The organism is Streptomyces torulosus (genome assembly GCF_001419765.1).
GTDB classification, from domain to species: domain Bacteria; phylum Actinomycetota; class Actinomycetes; order Streptomycetales; family Streptomycetaceae; genus Streptomyces; species Streptomyces torulosus.
On sequence record NZ_LIRK01000252.1, the window covers coordinates 12195 to 31627 of the forward strand.

Annotated in this window: 21 protein-coding genes and 3 pseudogenes; 8 read left to right on the forward strand and 16 right to left on the reverse strand. The window is 69.7% G+C overall.

Annotation, left to right across the window (positions count from 1 at the left end):
* Window positions 1-7: 7 nt before the first annotated feature.
* From AOK23_RS18055 to AOK23_RS18065, 3 genes are all read right to left on the reverse strand, one after another.
* The gene (locus AOK23_RS18055; protein ID WP_055539878.1) at window positions 8-634 is read right to left on the reverse strand and encodes a TetR/AcrR family transcriptional regulator; all 627 of its coding nucleotides are present in this window, start codon (window positions 632-634) and stop codon (window positions 8-10) included.
* Between the two features lie 151 nt (window positions 635-785).
* Entirely contained in the window at window positions 786-1073 is a 288-nt protein-coding gene (locus AOK23_RS18060; protein WP_055521519.1) for a YiaA/YiaB family inner membrane protein, read from the reverse strand.
* Window positions 1074-1169: 96 nt separating this feature from the next.
* Window positions 1170-2321 carry an acyl-CoA dehydrogenase family protein gene (locus AOK23_RS18065; protein ID WP_055713726.1) on the reverse strand — a complete coding sequence of 384 codons (1152 nt, stop codon included), beginning with the start codon at window positions 2319-2321 and terminating at the stop codon, window positions 1170-1172.
* Window positions 2322-2384: 63 nt separating this feature from the next.
* Here AOK23_RS18065 and AOK23_RS18070 point away from each other — a divergent pair, with 63 nt between their 5' ends.
* Entirely contained in the window at window positions 2385-3029 is a 645-nt protein-coding gene (locus AOK23_RS18070) for a TetR/AcrR family transcriptional regulator (RefSeq protein WP_055713727.1), read from the forward strand.
* 207 nt (window positions 3030-3236) lie between these two features.
* On the opposite strand, the gene AOK23_RS18075 is transcribed toward AOK23_RS18070, so the two are convergent.
* The 10 genes and pseudogenes from AOK23_RS18075 to AOK23_RS18125 all read right to left on the reverse strand — a co-directional run bounded on the left by AOK23_RS18075 (window position 3237) and on the right by AOK23_RS18125 (window position 10243).
* Entirely contained in the window at window positions 3237-4460 is a 1224-nt protein-coding gene (locus AOK23_RS18075) for an IS701 family transposase (protein ID WP_055713728.1), read from the reverse strand.
* A 179-nt stretch (window positions 4461-4639) separates the two neighbouring features.
* Window positions 4640-5514, reverse strand: a protein-coding gene (locus AOK23_RS45125; RefSeq protein WP_420823719.1) for an IS5 family transposase whose coding sequence is annotated in 2 segments (ribosomal slippage) — window positions 4640-5121 and window positions 5121-5514 — 876 coding nt in all. Because the reading frame shifts where the segments join, the coding sequence is not laid out codon by codon here.
* A gap of 44 nt (window positions 5515-5558) precedes the next feature.
* Window positions 5559-5921: a RapZ C-terminal domain-containing protein gene (locus tag AOK23_RS18090; RefSeq protein WP_240496430.1), complete on the reverse strand. Its 363-nt coding sequence runs from the start codon at window positions 5919-5921 to the stop codon at window positions 5559-5561.
* Between the two features lie 88 nt (window positions 5922-6009).
* The gene (locus AOK23_RS48855) at window positions 6010-6192 is read right to left on the reverse strand and encodes a hypothetical protein (RefSeq protein ID WP_055713746.1); all 183 of its coding nucleotides are present in this window, start codon (window positions 6190-6192) and stop codon (window positions 6010-6012) included.
* Window positions 6181-6600: pseudogene (locus AOK23_RS51915) on the reverse strand (hypothetical protein); the annotation flags it as partial. The gene AOK23_RS48855 and the pseudogene AOK23_RS51915, both read right to left, overlap by 12 nt.
* 181 nt (window positions 6601-6781) lie before the next feature.
* Window positions 6782-7819: a MerR family transcriptional regulator gene (locus tag AOK23_RS18105; RefSeq protein ID WP_055713731.1), complete on the reverse strand. Its 1038-nt coding sequence runs from the start codon at window positions 7817-7819 to the stop codon at window positions 6782-6784.
* Window positions 7813-8598, reverse strand: a complete 786-nt coding sequence (locus AOK23_RS18110) for a HEAT repeat domain-containing protein (RefSeq protein ID WP_055713732.1) — start codon at window positions 8596-8598, stop codon at window positions 7813-7815. Before AOK23_RS18110 ends, AOK23_RS18105 begins: the two co-directional genes overlap by 7 nt.
* Window positions 8571-8876 (reverse strand): annotated as a pseudogene (locus AOK23_RS45130) (transposase); the annotation flags it as partial. The pseudogene AOK23_RS45130 and the gene AOK23_RS18110, both read right to left, overlap by 28 nt.
* Window positions 8877-9022: 146 nt before the next feature.
* On the reverse strand, window positions 9023-9562 hold the full coding sequence (locus AOK23_RS18120) for a hypothetical protein (protein WP_055713734.1): 540 nt from the start codon (window positions 9560-9562) through the stop codon (window positions 9023-9025).
* 135 nt (window positions 9563-9697) lie between these two features.
* Complete coding sequence (locus AOK23_RS18125; protein ID WP_206336229.1) at window positions 9698-10243, reverse strand: hypothetical protein; 546 nt, start codon at window positions 10241-10243, stop codon at window positions 9698-9700.
* A gap of 123 nt (window positions 10244-10366) precedes the next feature.
* On the opposite strand from AOK23_RS18125, the gene AOK23_RS18130 reads away from it, so the two are divergent.
* The 5 genes from AOK23_RS18130 to AOK23_RS18150 all read left to right on the forward strand — a co-directional run bounded on the left by AOK23_RS18130 (window position 10367) and on the right by AOK23_RS18150 (window position 14646).
* The gene (locus AOK23_RS18130; RefSeq protein ID WP_157878066.1) at window positions 10367-11422 is read left to right on the forward strand and encodes a hypothetical protein; all 1056 of its coding nucleotides are present in this window, start codon (window positions 10367-10369) and stop codon (window positions 11420-11422) included.
* A complete protein-coding gene (locus tag AOK23_RS18135; protein WP_055713737.1) occupies window positions 11419-12249 on the forward strand; it encodes a DciA family protein in 831 nt (276 codons plus the stop codon). Before AOK23_RS18130 ends, AOK23_RS18135 begins: the two co-directional genes overlap by 4 nt.
* Before the next feature lie 400 nt (window positions 12250-12649).
* Window positions 12650-13120 carry a cation:proton antiporter regulatory subunit gene (locus AOK23_RS18140; RefSeq protein WP_055713738.1) on the forward strand — a complete coding sequence of 157 codons (471 nt, stop codon included), beginning with the start codon at window positions 12650-12652 and terminating at the stop codon, window positions 13118-13120.
* A 6-nt stretch (window positions 13121-13126) separates the two neighbouring features.
* Window positions 13127-14386 carry a cation:proton antiporter gene (locus AOK23_RS18145; RefSeq protein WP_055713739.1) on the forward strand — a complete coding sequence of 420 codons (1260 nt, stop codon included), beginning with the start codon at window positions 13127-13129 and terminating at the stop codon, window positions 14384-14386.
* Window positions 14383-14646 carry a hypothetical protein gene (locus AOK23_RS18150; protein WP_055713740.1) on the forward strand — a complete coding sequence of 88 codons (264 nt, stop codon included), beginning with the start codon at window positions 14383-14385 and terminating at the stop codon, window positions 14644-14646. The genes AOK23_RS18145 and AOK23_RS18150 overlap by 4 nt, the downstream gene beginning before the upstream one ends.
* A 182-nt stretch (window positions 14647-14828) precedes the next feature.
* Here the strand turns inward: AOK23_RS18150 and AOK23_RS18155 are convergent, their stop codons facing one another.
* Window positions 14829-15344, reverse strand: a complete 516-nt coding sequence (locus tag AOK23_RS18155; RefSeq protein ID WP_157878067.1) for a hypothetical protein — start codon at window positions 15342-15344, stop codon at window positions 14829-14831.
* 169 nt (window positions 15345-15513) lie between these two features.
* Here AOK23_RS18155 and AOK23_RS18160 point away from each other — a divergent pair, with 169 nt between their 5' ends.
* Window positions 15514-16233, forward strand: a complete 720-nt coding sequence (locus AOK23_RS18160) for an IS6 family transposase (protein WP_055713742.1) — start codon at window positions 15514-15516, stop codon at window positions 16231-16233.
* Window positions 16234-16760: 527 nt separating this feature from the next.
* A complete protein-coding gene (locus AOK23_RS18165; protein WP_055713743.1) occupies window positions 16761-17309 on the forward strand; it encodes a hypothetical protein in 549 nt (182 codons plus the stop codon).
* Here the strand turns inward: AOK23_RS18165 and AOK23_RS18170 are convergent.
* The gene (locus AOK23_RS18170) at window positions 17266-18057 is read right to left on the reverse strand and encodes an IS5 family transposase (RefSeq protein WP_079049546.1); all 792 of its coding nucleotides are present in this window, start codon (window positions 18055-18057) and stop codon (window positions 17266-17268) included. The two genes, AOK23_RS18165 and AOK23_RS18170, sit on opposite strands and share 44 nt — an antisense overlap.
* A gap of 261 nt (window positions 18058-18318) precedes the next feature.
* A pseudogene (locus AOK23_RS51920) lies at window positions 18319-19177 on the reverse strand (IS630 family transposase); the annotation flags it as partial.
* Window positions 19178-19433 lie beyond the last annotated feature (256 nt).

A 19433-nucleotide genomic window follows, 5' to 3' on the forward strand; every position in this document is an offset into this window, starting at 1 on the left:
CGGGCCCCTACTTCGTGGCGCGCACCATGCGCAGGACGAGGTCGGCGTAGAGGGCACCCACCTCGTCGGGGGTGCGCGGGCCGTTGACGTTGAACCAGCGGGCCACATCGATGCACAGGGAGAGGACGGCCACCGTGGTGCCCTTGACGTCGGGCACGTCGAAGTCGCCGGCGGCGACACCGTCCTGGATGATCTGGCGGACCGCGGCGTCGTTCTGGCGGCGCAGGGCGACGATCTCGGCGCGGGCGTCGGGGCCCAGCGCGTCGAGTTCGTACTGGACGACACGGGCGACGGTGTGCTGCCCGGCGTGCCAGCGGACGAAGGAGCGGACGGCCTCGGCGAGGCGCTCGGCCGGGGTGCCCTCGGAGTCGGCGGCGGTGCGCAGGACGTCGAGGGCCTTCTCGTGGCCGATGCGGCTGATCCGGTGGAGCAGCTCTTCCTTGGTCTTGTAGTGGATGTAGAGCGCGGCCGGGCTCATGCCGGCGCGGCCCGCGATGTCACGGGTGGTCGTGGCGTGGTAGCCGCGCTCGGCGAAGGCCTCCACGGCGGCCACCAGCAGCCGTCGGGCCGCGTCCGGGCTGACCTCGCCCCACGGCTGCGGCTCGCCGCCGGCCGTCTCCTCCGCCGTACTCATCGATCGTTCGCCCCTTCCCGTGGCTGGGCACCACCATACCGCCGAGGGTGAGCGAGCGCTTAGAGTGCCCGCTCAGCGGGGTGAGCGGGCGAGCGCGCGGGGTGCGCCGCCGGGCGGGGGCGAGCGGCTGGGTGCGCGGCGGGGAGGGGCGTCAGAGCTTCTCGAAGGGGTCGTGCTCGGCGAGGAGCTTCTCCAGCCTGGCCTGGTCGACCCGGCTGACGATCTGCCCGGCCTCCTGTCGGTCGCGGATCACCTTGGACAGGGTGAACGCCGAGGTCACGAGGTACAGGACCGCGATGGCGAGGAAGGCGCGGACCCAGACGTCGGCGTCCAGGTTGTAGATGCCGACGCCGGTGGCCGCCATGGCGACGGCGAACGACGCGACGGCCTGCCCGTAGAAGGCGGCCGTGTTCTGCTGCTTGACCGGTGTCTCACTCATGGGGACCAGGGTCGACGGATGTGGGGCGTGCCACATCCGTGCGGATACTCAGTCCGGGACCGCACCCGGTACTCAGAGCCCCCGGCGCCCCGGCGCTCAGAACGCCGACACCCCGGTCAGCGCCCGCCCGATGAGGAGCTTCTGGATCTGACTGGTGCCCTCGTACAGGGTCATCACGCGGGCGTCGCGCAGGAGTTTGCCGACCGGGTACTCGTCAATGTAGCCGTAACCGCCGAAGACCTGGAGGGCGTTGTTCGCGGCGCGGACGGCGGCCTCGGAGGCGAAGAGTTTGGCCTTGCTCGCCTCGGTGGTGAAGGGCAGACCCCGGTCGACGAGGTCGGCGACGCGCCAGGTCAGCAACCGGGCGGCGTCCACGTCGACCGCGATGTCGCTGAGGAGTTCCTGGACGAGCTGGTGGTGGGCGATCGGCCTGCCGAACTGCTCGCGCTCGCCCGCGTACCGGACCGCCGCGTCCAGTGCGGCCTGGGCGATGCCGACGCAGCCCGCGGCGACCGACATCCGGCCCTTGGCGAGCGCCGACATGGCGACGCCGAAGCCCTTGCCCTCGGGGCCGAGCATCGCGGAGGCGGGGACGCGGACACCCTCCAGGACCAGTTCGGCGGTGGCCTGGCCGCGCAGGCCCAGCTTGCCGTGGACGGTGCGGCGGGTCAGGCCGGGGGTGTCGGTGGGGACGAGGAACGCGGTGACGCCCTTGTGGCCGGGGGCGTCGGTGGAGCGGGCGAAGAGGAGGACGACATCGGCCCAGGTGCCGTTGGTGATGAACATCTTGGTGCCGTCGAGGACGTAGTCGTCGCCGTCGCGGACCGCGCGGGTGGCGAGGTTGCCGGCGTCGGAGCCGGTACCGGGCTCGGTGAGACCGAAGCAGCCGACGTACTCCCCCGCCGTCAGCCCCGGCAGCCAGCGCCTCTTCTGCTCCTCGCTCCCCCAGGCCGCGATCGTCTTGGCGACGAGGCCGAGGGAGACGGAGACGATGCCGCGCACGGAGGAGTCACCGCGGCCGAGTTCCTCGGTGACCAGGCAGTACGCGAGGTGGTCGCCGCCGGAGCCACCGTACTCCTCGTCGACGGTGAGCCCCAGGAAGCCGACCTCGCCGAGCTTTTTCACGATCGAACGGTCGACGCTCTCGGCGCGGTCCCAGTCCACGACGTGCGGGGCGATCTCGCGCTCCACGAAGTCCCGGGCGAGTCGGCGGACGGCGGTCTGCTCCTCGCTGAGCTCCAGGTTCACGGCGGCTCACCCCTCCTTTAATTATCACCGCTAGTTTAATGGCGCACCCCTACTATGTGCGCCATGGCCCGACCGCGCAAGCCCCTGCTGAGCACCGACCGCATCGTGGAGACGGCACGGCATCTGGTCGACGCGGAGGGGCTGGCGGCCCTGTCCACCCGGCGGCTCGCGGCCGAGCTGGGGGTGAGCGGGCCGTCGCTCTACAACCACTTCCGCACCAAGGACCAGATCCTGGAGGCGGTGGCGGACTCGGTGAGCGCCCAGGTCGACCTGTCGATGTTCGAGGACGGCCGCGACTGGCGCACCGCGCTGCACGACTGGGCGCTCTCCTACCGCGGCGCCCTGCGCGACCATCCGAACATCGTGCCCGTCCTCGCGCGGGGGCCCGGACGGCGGCCCGCCGGACTGCGGGTCGCCGACGCGGTCTTCGGCGCCATGGTCGACGCGGGGTGGCCTGCGGCGCAGGCCACGTCCATCGGGGCGCTGATGCGGTACTTCATCATGGGCTCCGCCCTCGGGTCGTTCGCCGGGGGTTTCGTGGACGACGAGAGCGCGTACGACCCGGCGGACTATCCGCATCTCGGTCAGGCGCATCTGCTGGCCGAACAGCAGGAGAAGGTGGACGAGCGGGCGTTCGAAGCGGGCCTGCACGCGCTGCTGGAGGGTTTGGCGGCGCAGTACGAACGGGTGGTGCGGCAGGGGTCCTAGTACTCCAGCAGGACTTCGCTGTTTGACCTGGCCTTTTCGCCGGGTGGCGGGAGTGTAACGGGACTTCGATAGTGCGGGGGCGGTCTCACGGAGACCGCCCCTCGATCGTGCGACAACGCCGCAGGTAGTGACAGCGGCGGGCGACCGCTTGGCGTCGGCGGCGCCAGTTCGACCAGCTCAGCGCGTGGTGTCGTCCGCGGTGTCCGCTCAGGTGCGGGGGCCGGACACGACAAGCTGCCAGGAGTCGCCGAACCTCCGCCACGGTGAGCCCGATGACCCCGGGTGTCTCACCTGTTCCGCCCCTTTTTCCCAGGGCTGGTGTGCCGTGGCGGCCAGGAAGGCGTGAGCGAGCATGGCCAGAGTGATGTGCCGATACCAGCCCACGTAGCGGCGGACCTCGTACTGGTCCAGGCCGCACTCGTTCTTCGCGGCCTGGAAGCACTCCTCGATCGCCCAGCGCGCCCCGGCGACCCGCACCAGTTCCTGGACGGTGACCTGAAGGGGTGCGTAGGCGAGGTAGTAGGCGATCTCGTCGGGCTTGCTGATGCTGCGCCGGGCCAGTGCCCACCGCATCCGGTGAGGGACCTCGCCCTGATAGTCGAATTCGGCGACGGCCGGCAGCCGCACCGCTGCCCAGTGGTAGACGCGGGGCCCCTTTGCGCCGTCGCCGCAGGAGATCTTCTCCCATGCCTCGTTCGGGGCCTGCGCGAACAGGCCCTCGATCCGTGAACAGCCCACGCTGAACTGGGACTTGGGCACCGCCAGTACGTAGCCGACACCCGACTGTTCCAGCAGCCGGCGTAATCGGTTGTCCTGGCCGTAGGCGGAATCCGCAGTGACCCAGGTAATGGGCAGCGGCGAGGCCAGGGCCCGCAGCACCATGTGCCGGGCCAGTTCGCCCTTGGTGGCGAACTCCCGCTCGTCGGGGACCCTTGCGGTGCGGCAGCGTTCCCGGTCCTCAGTCCAGGACTTCGGGAGGTAGAGCTCACGGTCGACCAGGGCCCGGCCGCGGGCGGAGGCGTAGGCGGCGAAGACGCCGATCTGGCAGTTCTCGGTCCGGCCTGCGGTTCCGGAGTACTGGCGCTGGACTCCGGCCGAGGTGGTGCCCTTCTTGATGAACCCGGTGTCGTCGATGATCAGGACGCCGCTGGCCTCGCCGAGCTTGGCGGCGACGTATTCCTGCAGGTCGTCGCGGATGGCATCGGGCTCCCACTTCGATCCGGCGAGGAGGTGCTGCAGGCCGTCAGGGGTGGAGTGGCCGGCCTGTTCGGCTAGCTGCCAGCTGTTCTTGCGGGCGACCGGGGCGAGCAGCCCGCGCACGTAGTCCCGCATGCGGCGGCGGAGCTCGACCCGGCCGAAGCGGTGCCCGATGGTCAGGAAGAGATCGTCCAGTTCGAGGTCCCACTGCGCGGCGGCAGACTCGGTGATCACCCTCTGAGGCTGCCCCGCCGCTGTCACTACCTGCGGCGTTGTCGCACGATCGAGGGGCGGTCTCCGTGAGACCGCCCCCGCACCATCGAAGTCCCGTTACACTCCCGTCACCCGGCGAAAAGGCCAGGTCAAACAGCGAAATCCTGCTGGAGTATTAGGGCCTGTTGTGAAAGTGCTGGTCACAGCCACTCGTTGATGGCTGCGACCAGCACTGTCGCTTCGAAGCGGACGGCGAGTTTGTCGTACCGAGTGGCGACGGCCCGGTGGCGCTTGAGCCGGTTGATCCCGCACTCGACCGCGTGCCGCTGCTTGTAGTCGTCCTTGTCAAACGTCGGCGGGCGCCCACCGCGCGATCCACGCTTGAGGCGGTTGCGGACACGGTCCGCTGGGACCGGGATGGTGGCTTTGATCCCGCGTCTGCGCAGGTAGGAGCGGTTTCCGCGGGAGTCGTACGCCTTGTCGGCCCGCACCCGGTCCGGGCGCTTGCGCGGCCTGCCGAGCCCCAGCCTCGGAACCCGGATGGCTTCCAGGACCGCTTCGAACTGCTGGGAGTCGCCCCGCTGCCCGGCCGTGATCACGACGGACAAGGGCTTCTGCCCCTGCTCGACCGCGAGGTGGATTTTGCTGGTCAGTCCGCCGCGGGAGCGTCCGAGGCCGTGGTCGGCCGGCTCGACGAAGATCCCGCCGGGCGGTTCCTTCTGGAGGTCCCCTTTTTCGCCGCTCCGGCAGCGTGCTGATGGGCCCGGCAGACGGTGGAGTCGACGTTGACCTCCCAGGTGATCAGGCCCTTCGCGTCCGCCTCGGCCTGGAGCTGGGTGAGGATCCTTGCCCAGGTGCCGTCCCGCTGCCAGCGCCGGAACAGGTCATAGACCCGGTCCCAGGGCCCGTAGCGTTCGGGCACGTCCCGCCAGGGAGCCCCGGTCCGGGTCCGCCACCGGATGCCGTCTATCAGCTGCCGCCGCGTCCACACCTGCGGCCGACCCGGCTTGATGCCCTGCGGCAGCAGAGGCTCCAGCCGGGCCCACTGGCTGTTCGTCAGATCCCCACGTCCCACAGGACGTGATCATCAACGAACAAGATCCACTTTCGCAACAGACCCTAGGCCACACGGGGGATGTGCTCCGGCCCGGCGTGTCCTTCCGTAGTCCGGTCAACGACTCTGAGGCGACCGCCTGCGCATCCGATGGCGATGCGGCGGGGGCCGGCGGGAAGGGGCGCGTAGTCGGCGAGGTTGGCGAGCAGCTCGCGGGCGCCGGGGGTGTTGCGGACGACGTCCTGGACGCGGGGGTGGAAGCCGTCCAGGTCGAGGATGTAGCGGGCGGCGGCCGGGTCGCGGAGCCGGTCGCGGACGTCTTCGATCCGGTCGGCGGCGGGCGGGACGGCGGCGGGCGGGACGGGGCTGCCGTCCGAGCCGGCGGGCAGATGCAGGTAGCCGAACGAGATCAGGCGGATCGGGTGCAAGGGTGTCTCCTGCTCGGTGGTGAAGGGCGGGAACGCGTAGAGCGCCGCGCCCGGCCGGGAAGGCGGGGCGCGGCGCTCGGGGGTGGTGCTATTGGGTGGTGGTGTGGGTGACTACGAGGAACTGGTCGGTGTGCAGGTCCATCACGACCTGAGCGTCCGTGCCTTGGGCGCGCCTGGCGGCGGCGTACTCTTCGGCTGGCCAGGAGCCGCGGGGGCCTCCGGCGGGGAACCTTTCCAGGACGGTGCGGGACCGCGCGGTCGCCGTGGCCATTCCGACGTCGTCGGGGAGCGGCAGGTTCCCTGCGGCGTGGGTGAGCATCGCGTAGGCCGGCTGCCAGATGCCGACGATCGCGGCCGTCTCGCAGCAGAGCCAGCCCTTGCGGGTGTAGCCGAGCTGGTGGCCGTGGAGGTAGGCCACGGCGTGCGGGGTGTCGGGATGGACCAGGGAGATGGCGATCAGGTCAGGGCCGTGGTCGTCGCCGGGGCGGGTCTGGGCGCGCTCGAGGAACTGGCCGACCCCGACGGCGACGTCCCGGTTGCAGCCCGGTGTCCAGGGCTGTGGATTCTTGCGGGCGTCGAGCAGTGCGCGGAAGGCGTCGACGGCGGCCTGGTCTACTGGTGACGGGGCGGTGTTCCAGGGCTGCGCTATTCGGCCGTCTGAAGGATCCCGTACGAGCACCGACCCGCTGCCTGCGTCCGGGTGGCCGAGGCGCTCGCCCGGCGATTCCCGTGCCGAGACGCACCTACGGTGTGCACATACTGCCGTCCAGCTATGCCCGTGGCACCGTCTGCCTCCCAGGCGAGCCTCTCGTGAAGCGCCCTTGAGAGGCCATGGCTGATGCCTCATTCAGATCGCGCTTTCAAGAATGCTCGTCAGCTTGGTCTTCGAGGGACCGCTCTTTGAGAACTCCGACAAGGGCCGAGGCGACGAGGGCGACAGCGCCGTCGTCGTCGTGGGCCAGTTGGCGCAGGACCTCCTGCGCGGTGGTTCCCGCGAGCTCGACCAGCGCCTGGGTAAGGCGGATCCGCGTCGCGGAGTCCGCGGCGGGCGCGGCCAGTTCGTCGACCAGGGCGGTCGTGATCCGGTCCGTGCACCCGGGGTCCAGGGACAGCATTCCCAGAACCTCCGCCGCGTCCACGTCGTTGGAGCCCTCCACCACCATGCTGACGAGTGTGGGCACGGCCGCGGCCACGCCCTGCCTGCCCAGAGCCAGAGCAGCGTGCCTGCGCACCGTCGTGTCCGGGTCCCGGAGGGCGTCCGCGAGCACTGCGGTCGCACCCGAAGCCTCGGGCATCTCGGCGATCGCCAGCACCGCGCGCCGCCGGATGTCGGCGTCCTCCGAGTGCATGCCGGCATGCAGCGTCGCCACGCCGTCGCCGCCCGATCGGGCGAGCGCCCAGCGCAGGGCGCCTGCGACGTGCGGGTCGGATTCGGTCAGGACCGCCCCGGCCAGTAGTTCGGCGGGTACCGGCGCGTCCTCCGGCCGGGCCAGGACAGCCTGCTGTCTGTGCGCGGCGCTGGTCGAGTTGAGTTCCCGCATGAGTTCGACGATGCGCAGCACTCCCTGCCAGTCGGTGGGCGCCGACGCGTCGATCGCACGGAGCCGCTCGAGCAGCTCCTGTTCTCGCGCCAGGCGGTCCTCTGTCTGCCGGATGAGGTCGCTGACCAGGGCAGACGGCGTGAAGGCCTGGCCCTCCAGCGCGCGCCCGATCTGCTTGAGCGAGAGCCCGAGGGACCGCAGGCTCTCCACGTGGAAGATCCTGCGGACATCCTCGGCAGAGTACTCGCGGTAGCCACCGAGAGTGCGGCCCGTGGGCCGCACCAACCCCAGGGCGTCGTAGTGCCGGAGCATCCGGGTGCTCACCCCGGAGCGGCGGGCCACATCACCGATCAGCAATCCGCGCCCTCCGAAGCTTCTGCAGCCTTCGCGGCCTCCATCGGCTCGGTCGTCTCCGCGGGCTCGGCGGTCTCCGAGGTCTCGGTGCCTGCCGACGCAGCCGCGGCAGCAGCTCGTTCCGGGCCGAGTGCGACCACGCGCTTCGCCTCGTCGAGGGCCGCGTCGAAACCGGTCTCCGGGTTCTGCCGGAGGAGCTCGGTGGCACGGGCGTGCGCGGCCACCGCCGGGTCGGAACTCTCCGCGGCCCTCTCTAGGGCGGGCTTGATCACGTCACCGAGGTCAGCCAAGGCCCGGCTCAGACTCAGCTGCACATTTCGGTCGCCACGGCCGAGCTGCAGAACCAGTTCGTCGGCCAGGGCCTTCTCCTCGTCCTCGGGCACGAGGACGACCGCGACGCGCCACGCAGTCCGCGCGACCTCGTCGTCGGCGTCCCGCAGCATGTCGCGGGTGATCCAGACCCAAGTGCTCTTGTCGCCGATCTTGGAGAGGGTGTGCAGCGCCTGGCTGCGGGCCTGGTTCCGCTCGGAGTCGAGCTCCTGGCGGATCCGGGGCAGGGCGATCTCCGGCGGGAGACGGGTCAGCGCCCAGGACAGCATGTCCCGTACGAAGAAGTCCGGCTCGACCGCGCACCGCTCGACGAGCATCTCCAGGAACACAGGGTCGGGGTTCGAGCCGACCGCCAGGGTCGTCTGAAGCCGGACCGACGAGTCCTCGGCGCCCATGGCGTTGGTTACACGGGTGTTCTGCGGGGTTACGTCGGTCGTGTTGATCGGGACCACCTCCTGCGCCCAAGTGAAAACCTTGTCACCGTGTCAAGGTCAAGTTCGTGACCGGCGAGCTGGAGTGCCGCCTTCCATCGCATGGTCCACCGCTTGCGGCCGCTGCCGGTGGGATCCAGGCTCATCACCGCCAAGTACACGCATTTGAGGGCGGCTTGGTCGCTGGGGAAGTACCCGCAGGCCCTCACGGCCTTGCGGATGCGGGCGTTGACGCTCTCGATCGCGTTGGTCGTGCACACGATCTTGCGGATTTCCACGTCGAACTGGAGGAAGGGCACGACCACGAACGGGCCGACCCGGACGGCGAGGTCCTGGCACTGGCCGGGGGTCCGGGGCTCCGGGTCGCGCAGGACGGCGAGCAGCGCACGGAACTGGTCGACGGCGGCCTGGTCTACTGGTGAAGAGTCAGTGTTCCGGCCGTGTGTCATTCCGTGGCCTTCCGGGCTGCCAGGTAGTCCGCCCAGCTGTCCTGTGCCAGTGCCGCCCACTCGATCGCGGTGCTGACGTGGATGCCGAAGAGGTCGCTGGCGACGATCGGTGGAAGATCAACAGCTATGGCAATCATCGCCGTGTTGTGTGCGGCAAGAGTCGGCAGTCCGCGCTCAAGGAGCTGCGTTGTCAGCCCGTTCGGGCGCCGCGGCTGATGCCCCAAGGGCCCGGGAAAGAGAAACGCAGGTCCGCTGCCGGGAGCTGGTTGCAGCACGGAACGCGTCAGGGGGCGGGCGATCTGCTCTTCGATGAGTCTGGCCAGTGTCGGAGGAAGGAGGACGGGGACCTTGTCGAACGTGATGTAGGCGCCGTCCTGATCGCGCTGAAAGCAGTCCGTTGTCAGGTGAACGATCCGGGTGACCGGCAGGGCGTAAAGACGGACGAATGCTCCTGCGATGCGGACGTCGAGGGGGAGGTCCTGGTCGGTGAGGCACCTAAGAAGCTGGTCTTGGTGTTCGTCATCGTCGTGGAACACGGTCGGTTGCGCTCGCGGTTGCATGGGGACCTCAAGCCGGTGCGTCAGCCGGCGGGCATTCGTCCAGCGGATGAATGCACCGATGGCCTTGCGCCGGGCCTGCGGGGCCGTGACCAGCCAGAGCTCAAGTTGGGGCTAAGCCAGGTCCACGAGGGCGAGGTTGTTGGCGTCAAGCCAGGCCATGAACTCGATGGCCGTTCGGATCTTGGCCCGGTCCACGCCTGCCGCGGATTCAAGATAGCGACCCCGGGAGGACCTGCGTCGGGCATCGCGCACGATGGACCACTCGGCGAAGGGGCGGATGATCCGCAGATGGTGGGCTGGAAGGGGTTCGAGGACCTGACGGATCCAGATCTCCAAGCGAGCGAAGAACTCGTTTCGGGTGGGCAGGACCTGAGTGGTGACGAGGATGTTCCGGACTGCGCGCGTGTCGTGGTCCTGAGGGAGGTCGTCCAGGAGGTCATGAGTGATCTCAGCCCGTCCTGCCGCCAGGCTCACCAGAAGCTGGCCGCCGCTGCGGCTCAGCCAGTTGAGGACGGAACGGGGGGAAGCGGCCGAGATGAGTGCTTCCGCCAGCGGGATGAGCTGGGGGACAAGTTGGAGGTCCTCGCCGCTGAGAAGATCGTGCACTCTGTCGCGAGTGCGGGAGATCAGGAGCGTCCTGATGGTGCAGAGCTCCACGCAGTCCACGCTTCTGTGGTTACTCCCGTCTCTCCTCTCTCGCTCTCTGGTGGGTTTTCCGGCGAAGGCCGTGGTGGGAACCACGGTCAGCCGGACCGCGTGTGCGAGCGCGAGGACCAGGCCGTGGACGCCGATGCCGATGGCCGCCTGACGCCGGTCGGTGGCGAGGGTGGCCCGCTGCGCGGGGAACAGCCGAAGAAGTCCCCGTCGTCGATCAGCAAGAACCCCGGCAGCTGGCCGGTGGGCAGTGCTCCGGTGCGGGCTGTGGACGGTGCGGGTCAGGGCAGGCAGCAGCGGGGGAGGGTGCCCCTGCCGCCGGAGAATCTGCGGGTGATCTTGGCTCCGGTCCGGCTGGTGTGGGCGCGCCTGGACCGGAAGGGTGCCCGCAAGCTGGTGGAGGCCACGACCCGCAGCGAGCTGAAGCGGGTGGAGGGCTTCGCCGGCCGGGCCGACGCGCCGAAGATCCTCGCGGACCGGCTCGCCCGGCGCCTGGAGGAGCAGATGCGGCTGCACGGGCCGATCAAGGATCCGGTGGGCTGGCTGATCGCCCGGGGCCTGCCGCAGCGCCAGGAATGCGCTGAACCCCGGTGCGACGAGGGCGCGCTGCTCGACTCCGGCCGGGACTGCCCGCGCTGCGAGGACCGGCAGGTCGACCGCCGCGCTATGCGCCACACGGTCGCGGCCGCCGTCGACGCTGCAATGCCCGGGGCTTCCGAGACCGAACGTCGTACGGCCACCGAGCGGCAGTTGCACGAGACCGTGACGGCCAGGGCGTGGGCGAAGGCGTACGAGTGGGAGCAGGTGAGGGCCCGGCAGGCCGCCGCCAAGGCCCGCGCCAAAGCCGAAGCGGCGCAGCCGACCCCCGACTGCACAGCTGGGCAGGTGGCTCCGGTCGTGCTGCCCGCGCCGCGTCCGGCAGCCGTCGTCCCAGCCCCGGAGCCGGATCCCGCCGACGCCGGCGACGACCAGGAGCTGGTCCTCGAGGACCTGACCCGCGAGCAGGTCCGCGACTGGCGAGTGCGGGCGATGAAGGACCACCAGGTGGTGTTCGACCACATCGACCAGTACGGCGAGACGTCGGCCAGGCGCCTGTTCAGCAACCAGCTGGTCGACCAGACGCAGCACCTCTCCCGGCTCGGGCACCTGGACCTCGGCTACGCCACCTGGGGGCAGGCATGAGCGGCGGCGAGGTGTCCGGGGTCGACCTGGCCCGGGTCGCGCTGCGGGCCGCGATGGAGGCGGCGCGCAAGGACGGCAGCGGCCAGAAGACGAAGCAGAAGTCGCAGCCGGTCCGGACGGTGCGGCGCGACAGGCGTGAGCCGATGGGGCTCGGTGCCGCGATCGGCGCGCTGGTGACCGAGCGGGCCTGGGAGCTCCCGGCCGCCGGCGCGACGCTGCGGGACCGCTGGGCGGCTATCGCCCCCGACCTCGCCGGGCACGTCGCGGCCGTGGCGTACGACGCGGACTCCGGCCGGCTCACCGTGTGCCCGGAGTCGGCGGCCTGGGCGACGAAGGTCCGCCTGGAGCAGACCCGGATCATCGCGGCCGCCAACGCTGCGGCGGGCCGTACGGTCGTGCGCGCTTTGCGGATCCTGCCGCCCGGCGCCGTGCCCGTGCCCGGTCCGGCTGACGTCGCTCCGGTGGACCCGGCCCCGGTCGCGCCCACCGGTCCGGCGAGGACCAGGGAGACCGCGTGCGAGGGCTACCGGCGCGCCCTGGAGGCCCACTGCACGGTCGCCCCGCCGTCTCGGGTGGATTCGGGCATCGCGGAAGCGGTGGAGCGGCAGACCGCCGCGATGCGGGAGTTGAGCCGTCGCGGGGACCCCGAGCCCGACGTCGTTGCGGACGATGCGCCTGCCTCGTTCGAGCAGGCCCGCGCTCAGCGCCGCCGCCAGGCCGCCGCCACCGAGGCCGCCGCCCTGCGCCGGGCCCGACAAGAGCGCGCGGCCCGGGAAACCGGGACGCCCACCGTTGGACAGCCGGCTGCGGTGCGAACCACGGCCTGAGCCGTAGATGCCACCGCCTGACTCACCTGACGGGGCCACAGACAGTCCCGGCGTCACTCTGGGTCGGACTGGTCGTCGGGTTGCCGGCCCGCCTTCGGGACCCGTGTTCTCCGCTCAGGAGATTGCCGGGCGCGTCCCGCACTCCAGATGCCGAAGCCCTGTTCCTGCCGGGTGTCTTGCGTCTCAATTCCGCTCTGGCGCAGTCGGCACCTTCATAGCCGATGCTGCCGAGTGGTGATCAGTGGTGCAGGTTGCGGCGTCCGGAGTCGTACGGCTCGCCTCCGGTCGGCTCGAGGTGGAGCTGGCGGAGGCCGGGTTCCGGGCGCTCGCTAGGGTGTCATCAAAGATTGTCTAAAGAAACACCCGATCGGACAGGGAAACAGCCGTGGGCGCTGCGCGTATGAGCAGTACGCCGTTGCCGGGGATCGGGGTGCGCTACGACCTGACCACGCGGGAGCAGCGTCCCTTGTCCGTGGTCGCGCACCGAAACGGGTCGCGGACGTTGAGCGCGTACCGCAAGGACGATCCGGACGCGTGCGCGTTGTCGGTGCGGCTGACCGCCGGGGAGGCGGAGGCGCTCATCGACGCGCTGATGCCCGCGCATCACAGCCCGAGTCTGCTGTCGACGACCGAGCTGGGGCTGGTGGCCGAGCGGGTCGAGCTGTCCGCCACGTCGCGCTGGAACGGGCGGGTGCTGGGCGAGACTCGGATGCGTACGGAGACTGGTGTGTCGATCGTGGCGGTGCTGCGGCGGGCCGAGGCGATTCCCTCGCCGGGGCCGGACTTCCGGCTGGCCGGCGGCGACACTCTGATCGTGATCGGGACCCGCGAGGGCGTGGAGGCTGCCGCCGCGATACTCGGTCGGGAGTGAGCGTCCGTGCACTCGTCTGCCGTCTTTTTGATCGAGTTCGGGGCGATCATCCTCGGTCTGGGGCTGCTGGGCCGGTTCGCCGGGCGCTTCCAGTTCTCGCCCATTCCCTTGTATCTGCTGGCCGGGCTGGCCTTCGGCCAGGGCGGACTGCTGCCGCTGGGCACCAGTGAGGAGTTCGTCGCGATCGGCGCCGAGATCGGCGTGATTCTGCTGCTGCTCATGCTGGGCCTGGAGTACACCGCCAGCGATCTGGTCTCCAATCTCAAGACCCAGTACCCGGCCGGTCTCGTCGACGCGGCGCTCAATGCGCTGCCCGGGGCTGCCATGGCGTTTCTGCTGGGCTGGGGGCCGGTGGCGGCGGTGGTGCTGGCCGGTGTCACGTGGATCTCCTCGTCCGGCGTCATCGCCAAGGTCCTTGGTGACCTGGGGCGGCTGGGCAACCGGGAGACCCCGGTGATCCTGAGCATCCTGGTGCTGGAAGACCTCTCCATGGCGGTCTACCTGCCGATCATCACCGCGCTGCTGGCCGGGACGAGTCTGGCGGCGGGCAGCATCATGCTGGGCATCGCCCTCGGGGCTGCCGGTCTGGTGTTGCTGCTGGCGGTGCGGTACGGGCGGCACATCTCGCGCTTCGTCTCCAGCGACGACCCGGAGAAACTGCTGCTGGTGGTGCTGGGGCTGACCCTGCTGGTCGCCGGCATCGCGCAGGAGCTGCAGGTCTCGGCTGCCGTGGGCGCGTTCCTGGTCGGTATCGCCCTGTCCGGTGAGGTCGCCGAGGGTGCGCACAGCCTGCTCGCTCCGTTGCGGGATCTGTTCGCCGCGGTGTTCTTCGTCTTCTTCGGTCTGCACACCGATCCGTCCAGCATTCCTCCGGTGCTCGTGCCCGCGCTCGTGCTGGCCGTGGTCACCGCCGGCACGAAGATCGCCACCGGGTACTGGGCGGCCAAGCGGGCCGGTGTCTCGGCCAAGGGCCGGTGGCGGGCGGGCGGCACGTTGGTCGCGCGGGGGGAGTTCTCCATCGTGATCGCCGGGCTCGCGGTGACCGCCGGGATCGAGCCTTCCCTGGGCCCGCTGGCCACGGCGTATGTGCTGATCCTGGTGATCCTCGGCCCGCTCACCGCCCGCTACACCGAGCCCGTGGCCCTGCGGCTGACCGCCCGGCTGGGCAAGACCCAGCCGGCGGGCGGCACACCGGCGGAGGACGGAGCTCCGCTCCCGGAGGCTGGTGAAACGGTGGACGACCAGGACACGGTCGGCCGGTCATGAGTGAGGAGGTCTGGGCGGCGCTGACGGGCCGGGACACGGTTCTGGTACTCGCCGCCCTGGCCGTCTACGTCGGCGGTGTCGTCGGGATCGCCCGGAACCTGCCCGGAGTGCTGCGGCGCAGTGCAGGGTGGCGCCGGGATACGGAATTGCACGCCGTCTCCAGCGCCCTCACCCTGACGATGCTGATCGTGTTGTGGCCGGTGAGCATCGTTTACCTGGCGTGGCGCATGGCGGCCAGGCGGCGCAGCCGGACCGACTGATCAGGGCCGTCGTAGGGCGGAGAGGTGGTCGCCGCGTCGCCGATAGTGGGACGGAACACCGCGTCCGCAGCGGACGGCCCGCGTCGGACGCACCGTCTTCACCGCGACCGCTCGCCCGCCGGGCGAACGCGCCAGATAGGAGTACCTGTGCCTTGACATTTGAGACGGCCGACGGCCGTGGGTCAGGAGCGAAAAGTCTGCAGGATTTGCAAGTAGGTTCGTCCCGGGTCGGTGATGGTGAAGTGGTCTCTGACGTCGCCGATGTCGCCCATGCCGGAGAAGGACTTACCCGGCTTGCGCGCGATCAGACCGACTCCGGCCAGGCGTCTCAGCTCGGCATCCAGGTGGGGGCGGGTATAGCCGCGGTCGTAGGGCAGAGGGGTGTCGTCTGCCAGGTGCTGTAAGTGGCGAAGTTCCTCGGCGGGAATGAGGTGCTCGAAGACGAACTTCATGCGGTCGATCTCGTCCTGCTGACTGTCCTGGGTTCGTCTGATATCGCGCAGCACGAATCCGCCAGCGGCGGTGTCCACGCTCGTCAGGATGGTCGACATCCAGGGGATCAAGGCGAGCAGGAGCAGTGCGACGGCGGTGATGTCCACCCGGTGCGGAGCAAGCAGTTTGAGCGCCAGCACCATGAGGGCTGCTGCGGAGATTGTCATGCGGGTGGGCAGGTCGCGTGATGTTGGTCGTTCGGGCACCGTGCCTCCGTTGCGCTCGAGGGTTCCAGCAGCTGTGCGTTCAGGGTGCTTGGTCGGGGCCCGGGGCAGCAAGACGGCGGTGCCGACACCGAGGTAGAGGATCCGGGGCACTGTCACGTTGGCTGACCGGTGATGATCTTCGGATCGATCAGGCTGGGAAGGGTCATCTGTGGGGAGTGCGTCGCTGTCGTACAAGGGGTACCGGTACCCGGTCGAGGTCATCTCCCACTGTGTGTGGCTGTACTTCCGCTTCCCGCTGTCGTTCCGCGAGGTCGAGGAGCTGATGCTCGAGCGCGGCGTGACCCTTTCCTACGAGACGGTGCGCCGCTGGTGCGCCAAGTTCGGGCAGCGGTACGCCGATTCGCTGCGTCGCCGCCGGCCCCGGCCTGGTGACAAGTGGCACCTGGACGAGGTCTTCATCGAGATCAACGGCGTGCAGAAGTACCTGTGGCGGGCGGTCGACCAGGACGGCATGGTGCTGGACATCCTGGTGCAGAACCGGCGGGACAAGGCCGCGGCCAGACTCTTCTTCCGCAGGCTGATGAAGAAGACCCGCACGGTGCCCAGGGTGATCATCACCGACAAGCTCCGCTCCTACAAAGCGGCCCACCGCGAGGTCATGCCCTCCGTCGAGCACCGCTGCCACAAGGGGCTGAACAACCGGGCGGAGAACAGCCATAAGCCGACCCGGCAGCGCGAACGGGCGATGAAAGGCTTCCGCGGCACCGGCGCAGCCCAGCGGTTCCTGTCCGCGTTCAGCGGCATCTCACCCCACTTCCGACCCCGACGCCACCTGATGACCGCCACCGACTACCGAGCCGAAATGACCATCCGCTTCACCATCTGGGAGCAGATCACCGGAGTCGCCGGCCCCTCCACCACGGCCTGAGCACAGCCCGCAACCGGGCTCCACCACGCCACGACGCACCATCAGACACCTACCCACCAACAACGCGACAGCGCCGTTGCGTGTGCTGGGCGAAGACCATCCCGACACCCTGATCACCCGGAACAACCTGGCCCTTGCTTACGGGGACGTGGGGACCTGGACCGGGCTATCTCCTTGGGTGGGCAGACCCTGGAAGGTCGGCTGCGCGTGCTGGGCGCGGACCATCCCTACACCCTGACCATCGCATCGAGGAGCGGGAGCAGCTGGGTGACGTCGTTGCGGTTGCCGCCGGTCAGATGCCTCGGTGTGCGCGGCACAACACCTCGGCGTTCCCGCGAGCCGGAGCCGGACGAGGCGCCGGCCGGGGTTGGGGCCCCGCGCCCAGCGCCGCCAAGTACCCGCATCGCGGTCCTAAGAAGTTGTTGTCTTTCCGGACTTGAGGACTGCGTTTTCGCTGGTCGGGCATAGGGCGGACGTTCCCGTGGGAGTGGTGGCGTGTCGTGTCGTCGCTCCGGTGGAGGTCGTGGATGCCGTCGGTCGTGGGACTGCTGGAACAGCGCGAGGTCGCCGCCCGCCGTCGCGTGGATGGGCTGAGGGAAGAAGTCGACCGCATCCAGGCCGAGCTGGCCGTGGCCGAGCGGGAATGGCAGGAGTGGGCCATCGCCCGCTCGCGGGTCGGCGAGGTATTGGCCCCCGTGGACGGGCCCGGGCAAATCCAGGCCCAGGCCGATCGGACAGCGCCGGCCATGGGGCAGGCCGAGGAGACACCGTCAGCGCCGACCACGGCGAAGTCGAAGTCGCAGGTGCCGGTGTGGCGTGAGGGGCTGGACAGGTCGGCGCTGTCGGTGGACTACCAGCGCATCCTGGAAGTGCTCGCGGACCGGGCCCGGCTCCATCAAGGGCCGCTGACCTGCCAGGAGATGGCCGTCTTGTTCGGCCTGGACGTGGTGCCGGCGCGGGTGGAGGCATTGCGGTCGAAGGCGAAACGCCTGGTCGCGCGCGGTTGGCTGGCCGAGCCCGCGCCGGGCCGGTTCACGCTCGCTGCGGGTGTGGCCGGGCGAGGCGGCGGGTCATGAGCAGGATCATCGACCAGTAGATCATCGCTTCGGCGCTGGCGGTGCGGCGTTCGTAGTCGCGTGCCAGGCGACGGGTGCGCATCAAATGGGCGAAGAGACGCTCGACGATCCACCGCTTGGGCAGGACCACGAAGCCGCACATGTCGTCGCTGCGTTTGACGAGCGCCAGGACCAGGGCGAGCGTGGTGAGGCAGTAGGCGACGAGGCTGCCGGTGTAGCCGCCGTCGGCCCAGACCAGTTCCAACCGGTGGTGTGCGTCGGCGACTTGCCGCAGAAGCACGTGGGCGGCGGTGCGGTCGCCGACATCCGCGGCGGTGACCATCACCCCCAGCAGCAGGCCGAGCGTGTCGACCACGACGTGCCGCTTGCGCCCGTTGATCAGCTTGCCGCCGTCGAAGCCGCGGCTGTCCGCGACGACGACGGCGTCCGCCTTGACGGACTGCGAGTCGATCACCCCGGCCGTCGGCTCCACGCCGCGGCCCAGCTTCTCGCGGACCCTGGCGCGCAGCCGGTCGTGGAACTCCTTGACCAGCAGGTGGTCGCGCCAGCGGCGGAAGAACGCGTAGACCTGGTCCCACGGCGGGAAGTCCGTCGGCATCGCCCGCCATTTGATGCCATTGTCGACCAGGTAGCGGATTGCATCGAGTATCGCCCGGTGACAGTACGCCTCCGGTTGCCCTCCCCGGCCACGCAACCAGCCGGGCACCGGCAGCAGCGGCCGGACCACGGCCCACTCCGCGTCCGTCATGTCCGACGGATACCGCCGAACACGTTCCGTGTGATCGGCCGCGTTTCCGAACCTGTGGGCGACACAATCACACGACGGTGCAACCGAGTTGAACTCCATCGGCTCCAGCACGTACAACTGCGGCAACAGGGTCTCCTGGATCTCGGTTGGCTTCGCAACCCCGAGCTACCAAGAGGCCCTGCCTTCATGCCCGCAGCCGCCGGCAACCACCCGATCGAGACTCCCGTTCGACGCACACCCCACAAGATCGGAACGACAACAGCTACTGAGCCAGTCGTTCTCAGCTTCGTACGCTTTCAAGCCCGCTGCCAGGTGGGTGTTGAGATTGTCCCAGAGCACCACGATGGGACCGCCGAGCTGGATGTGGGCCCTCACCAGCAGGTCTCGGTAGTCCTGCCAGGAGAAACTCTTCCGTACCCCCTTCAGGAGCAGATGGTGACGGGGCCGATAGATCAGTCTGGCGCTCTCGCCGGGTTTGTAGCAGCACAGCGCGGCGACCGAAGTCCTGCGGCGAGATCTGCCCCGGACGCGGACAACGGGCGTGTGGCCACGTCGCCCCAGGTCCGGGCCCGTGGCGGCGTCATCGAGAATCCGGCCTCGTCCTCGAAGACGATCCAGCCCCCGTGGGCCGCCGCGAGGCTTTTACCCGCGGCCACACCTCCTTCTTCCACAACTCCACCGCGTGCTCGTCGCGTTCGAGTGCACGACGGGCAGGCGCCTGCCAGGACCAGCCGTGCCGTTTCAGCAGCCGCCACACCGTCGCCACCGACAGACTCAGACCCAGGCGCCGGTAGATCACCGTCTGCACCCGCACCAGGGTCCACCGCTGATCCTCGAAGCCGTATTCCGCTGGTCCCTTGCCGAGTTCCTCCTCGAGCACCGCGAACTGGGAATCGGTAACGGTCGGAGAGTTGGCCGGGCCCGCGGATCGCAAAGCCTCCGTCCCGCCCTCGCGCCAGGCCCGGCGCCAGCGTTCCACCGACCGCACACTCACCCGCAGGTCCTTCGCGATCACCGCGGTCTTCTCACCCGCCGCGAACCGCTCGCCAGCCTTCAGCCGGATCCTCTCCCGAAACGCCCGACGCTCAGCGGTCAGGCCCCCACCCTCCGGATAACGCATACCACCGGCATACCGCAGGGATCACGAACCGTCACTCCCCGACGACAACCCGAAAATCTCAGTAACCGGAGTCACCAGCCAGCCCACCACGGCCTGACCACATAGCCGCAACCCAGCCCCACCACACCCCGACACACCTTCACCCGACGACGCACTCGATAAGTTGACAGCGCCGTTCGACGGGCTTACGTCGCCACTTTCGGCTGGGGCGACTACATCACTCCCTGATGGGGGTTAAACGACTTCCCAATCAGGA

Bases quoted from the DNA above. Each gene is read 5' to 3' on its own strand.
- AOK23_RS18055 (WP_055539878.1), bottom strand. From the start codon at position 634: ATGAGTACGGCGGAGGAGACGGCCGGCGGCGAGCCGCAGCCGTGGGGC.
- AOK23_RS18060 (WP_055521519.1), bottom strand. From the start codon at position 1,073: ATGAGTGAGACACCGGTCAAGCAGCAGAACACGGCCGCCTTCTACGGG.
- AOK23_RS18070 (WP_055713727.1), top strand. From the start codon at position 2,385: ATGGCCCGACCGCGCAAGCCCCTGCTGAGCACCGACCGCATCGTGGAG.
- AOK23_RS48855 (WP_055713746.1), bottom strand. From the start codon at position 6,192: ATGGCCACGGCGACCGCGCGGTCCCGCACCGTCCTGGAAAGGTTCCCC.
- AOK23_RS18135 (WP_055713737.1), top strand. From the start codon at position 11,419: ATGAGCGGCGGCGAGGTGTCCGGGGTCGACCTGGCCCGGGTCGCGCTG.
- AOK23_RS18140 (WP_055713738.1), top strand. From the start codon at position 12,650: ATGAGCAGTACGCCGTTGCCGGGGATCGGGGTGCGCTACGACCTGACC.
- AOK23_RS18150 (WP_055713740.1), top strand. From the start codon at position 14,383: ATGAGTGAGGAGGTCTGGGCGGCGCTGACGGGCCGGGACACGGTTCTG.
- AOK23_RS18165 (WP_055713743.1), top strand. From the start codon at position 16,761: ATGCCGTCGGTCGTGGGACTGCTGGAACAGCGCGAGGTCGCCGCCCGC.
- AOK23_RS18170 (WP_079049546.1), bottom strand. From the start codon at position 18,057: ATGACGGACGCGGAGTGGGCCGTGGTCCGGCCGCTGCTGCCGGTGCCC.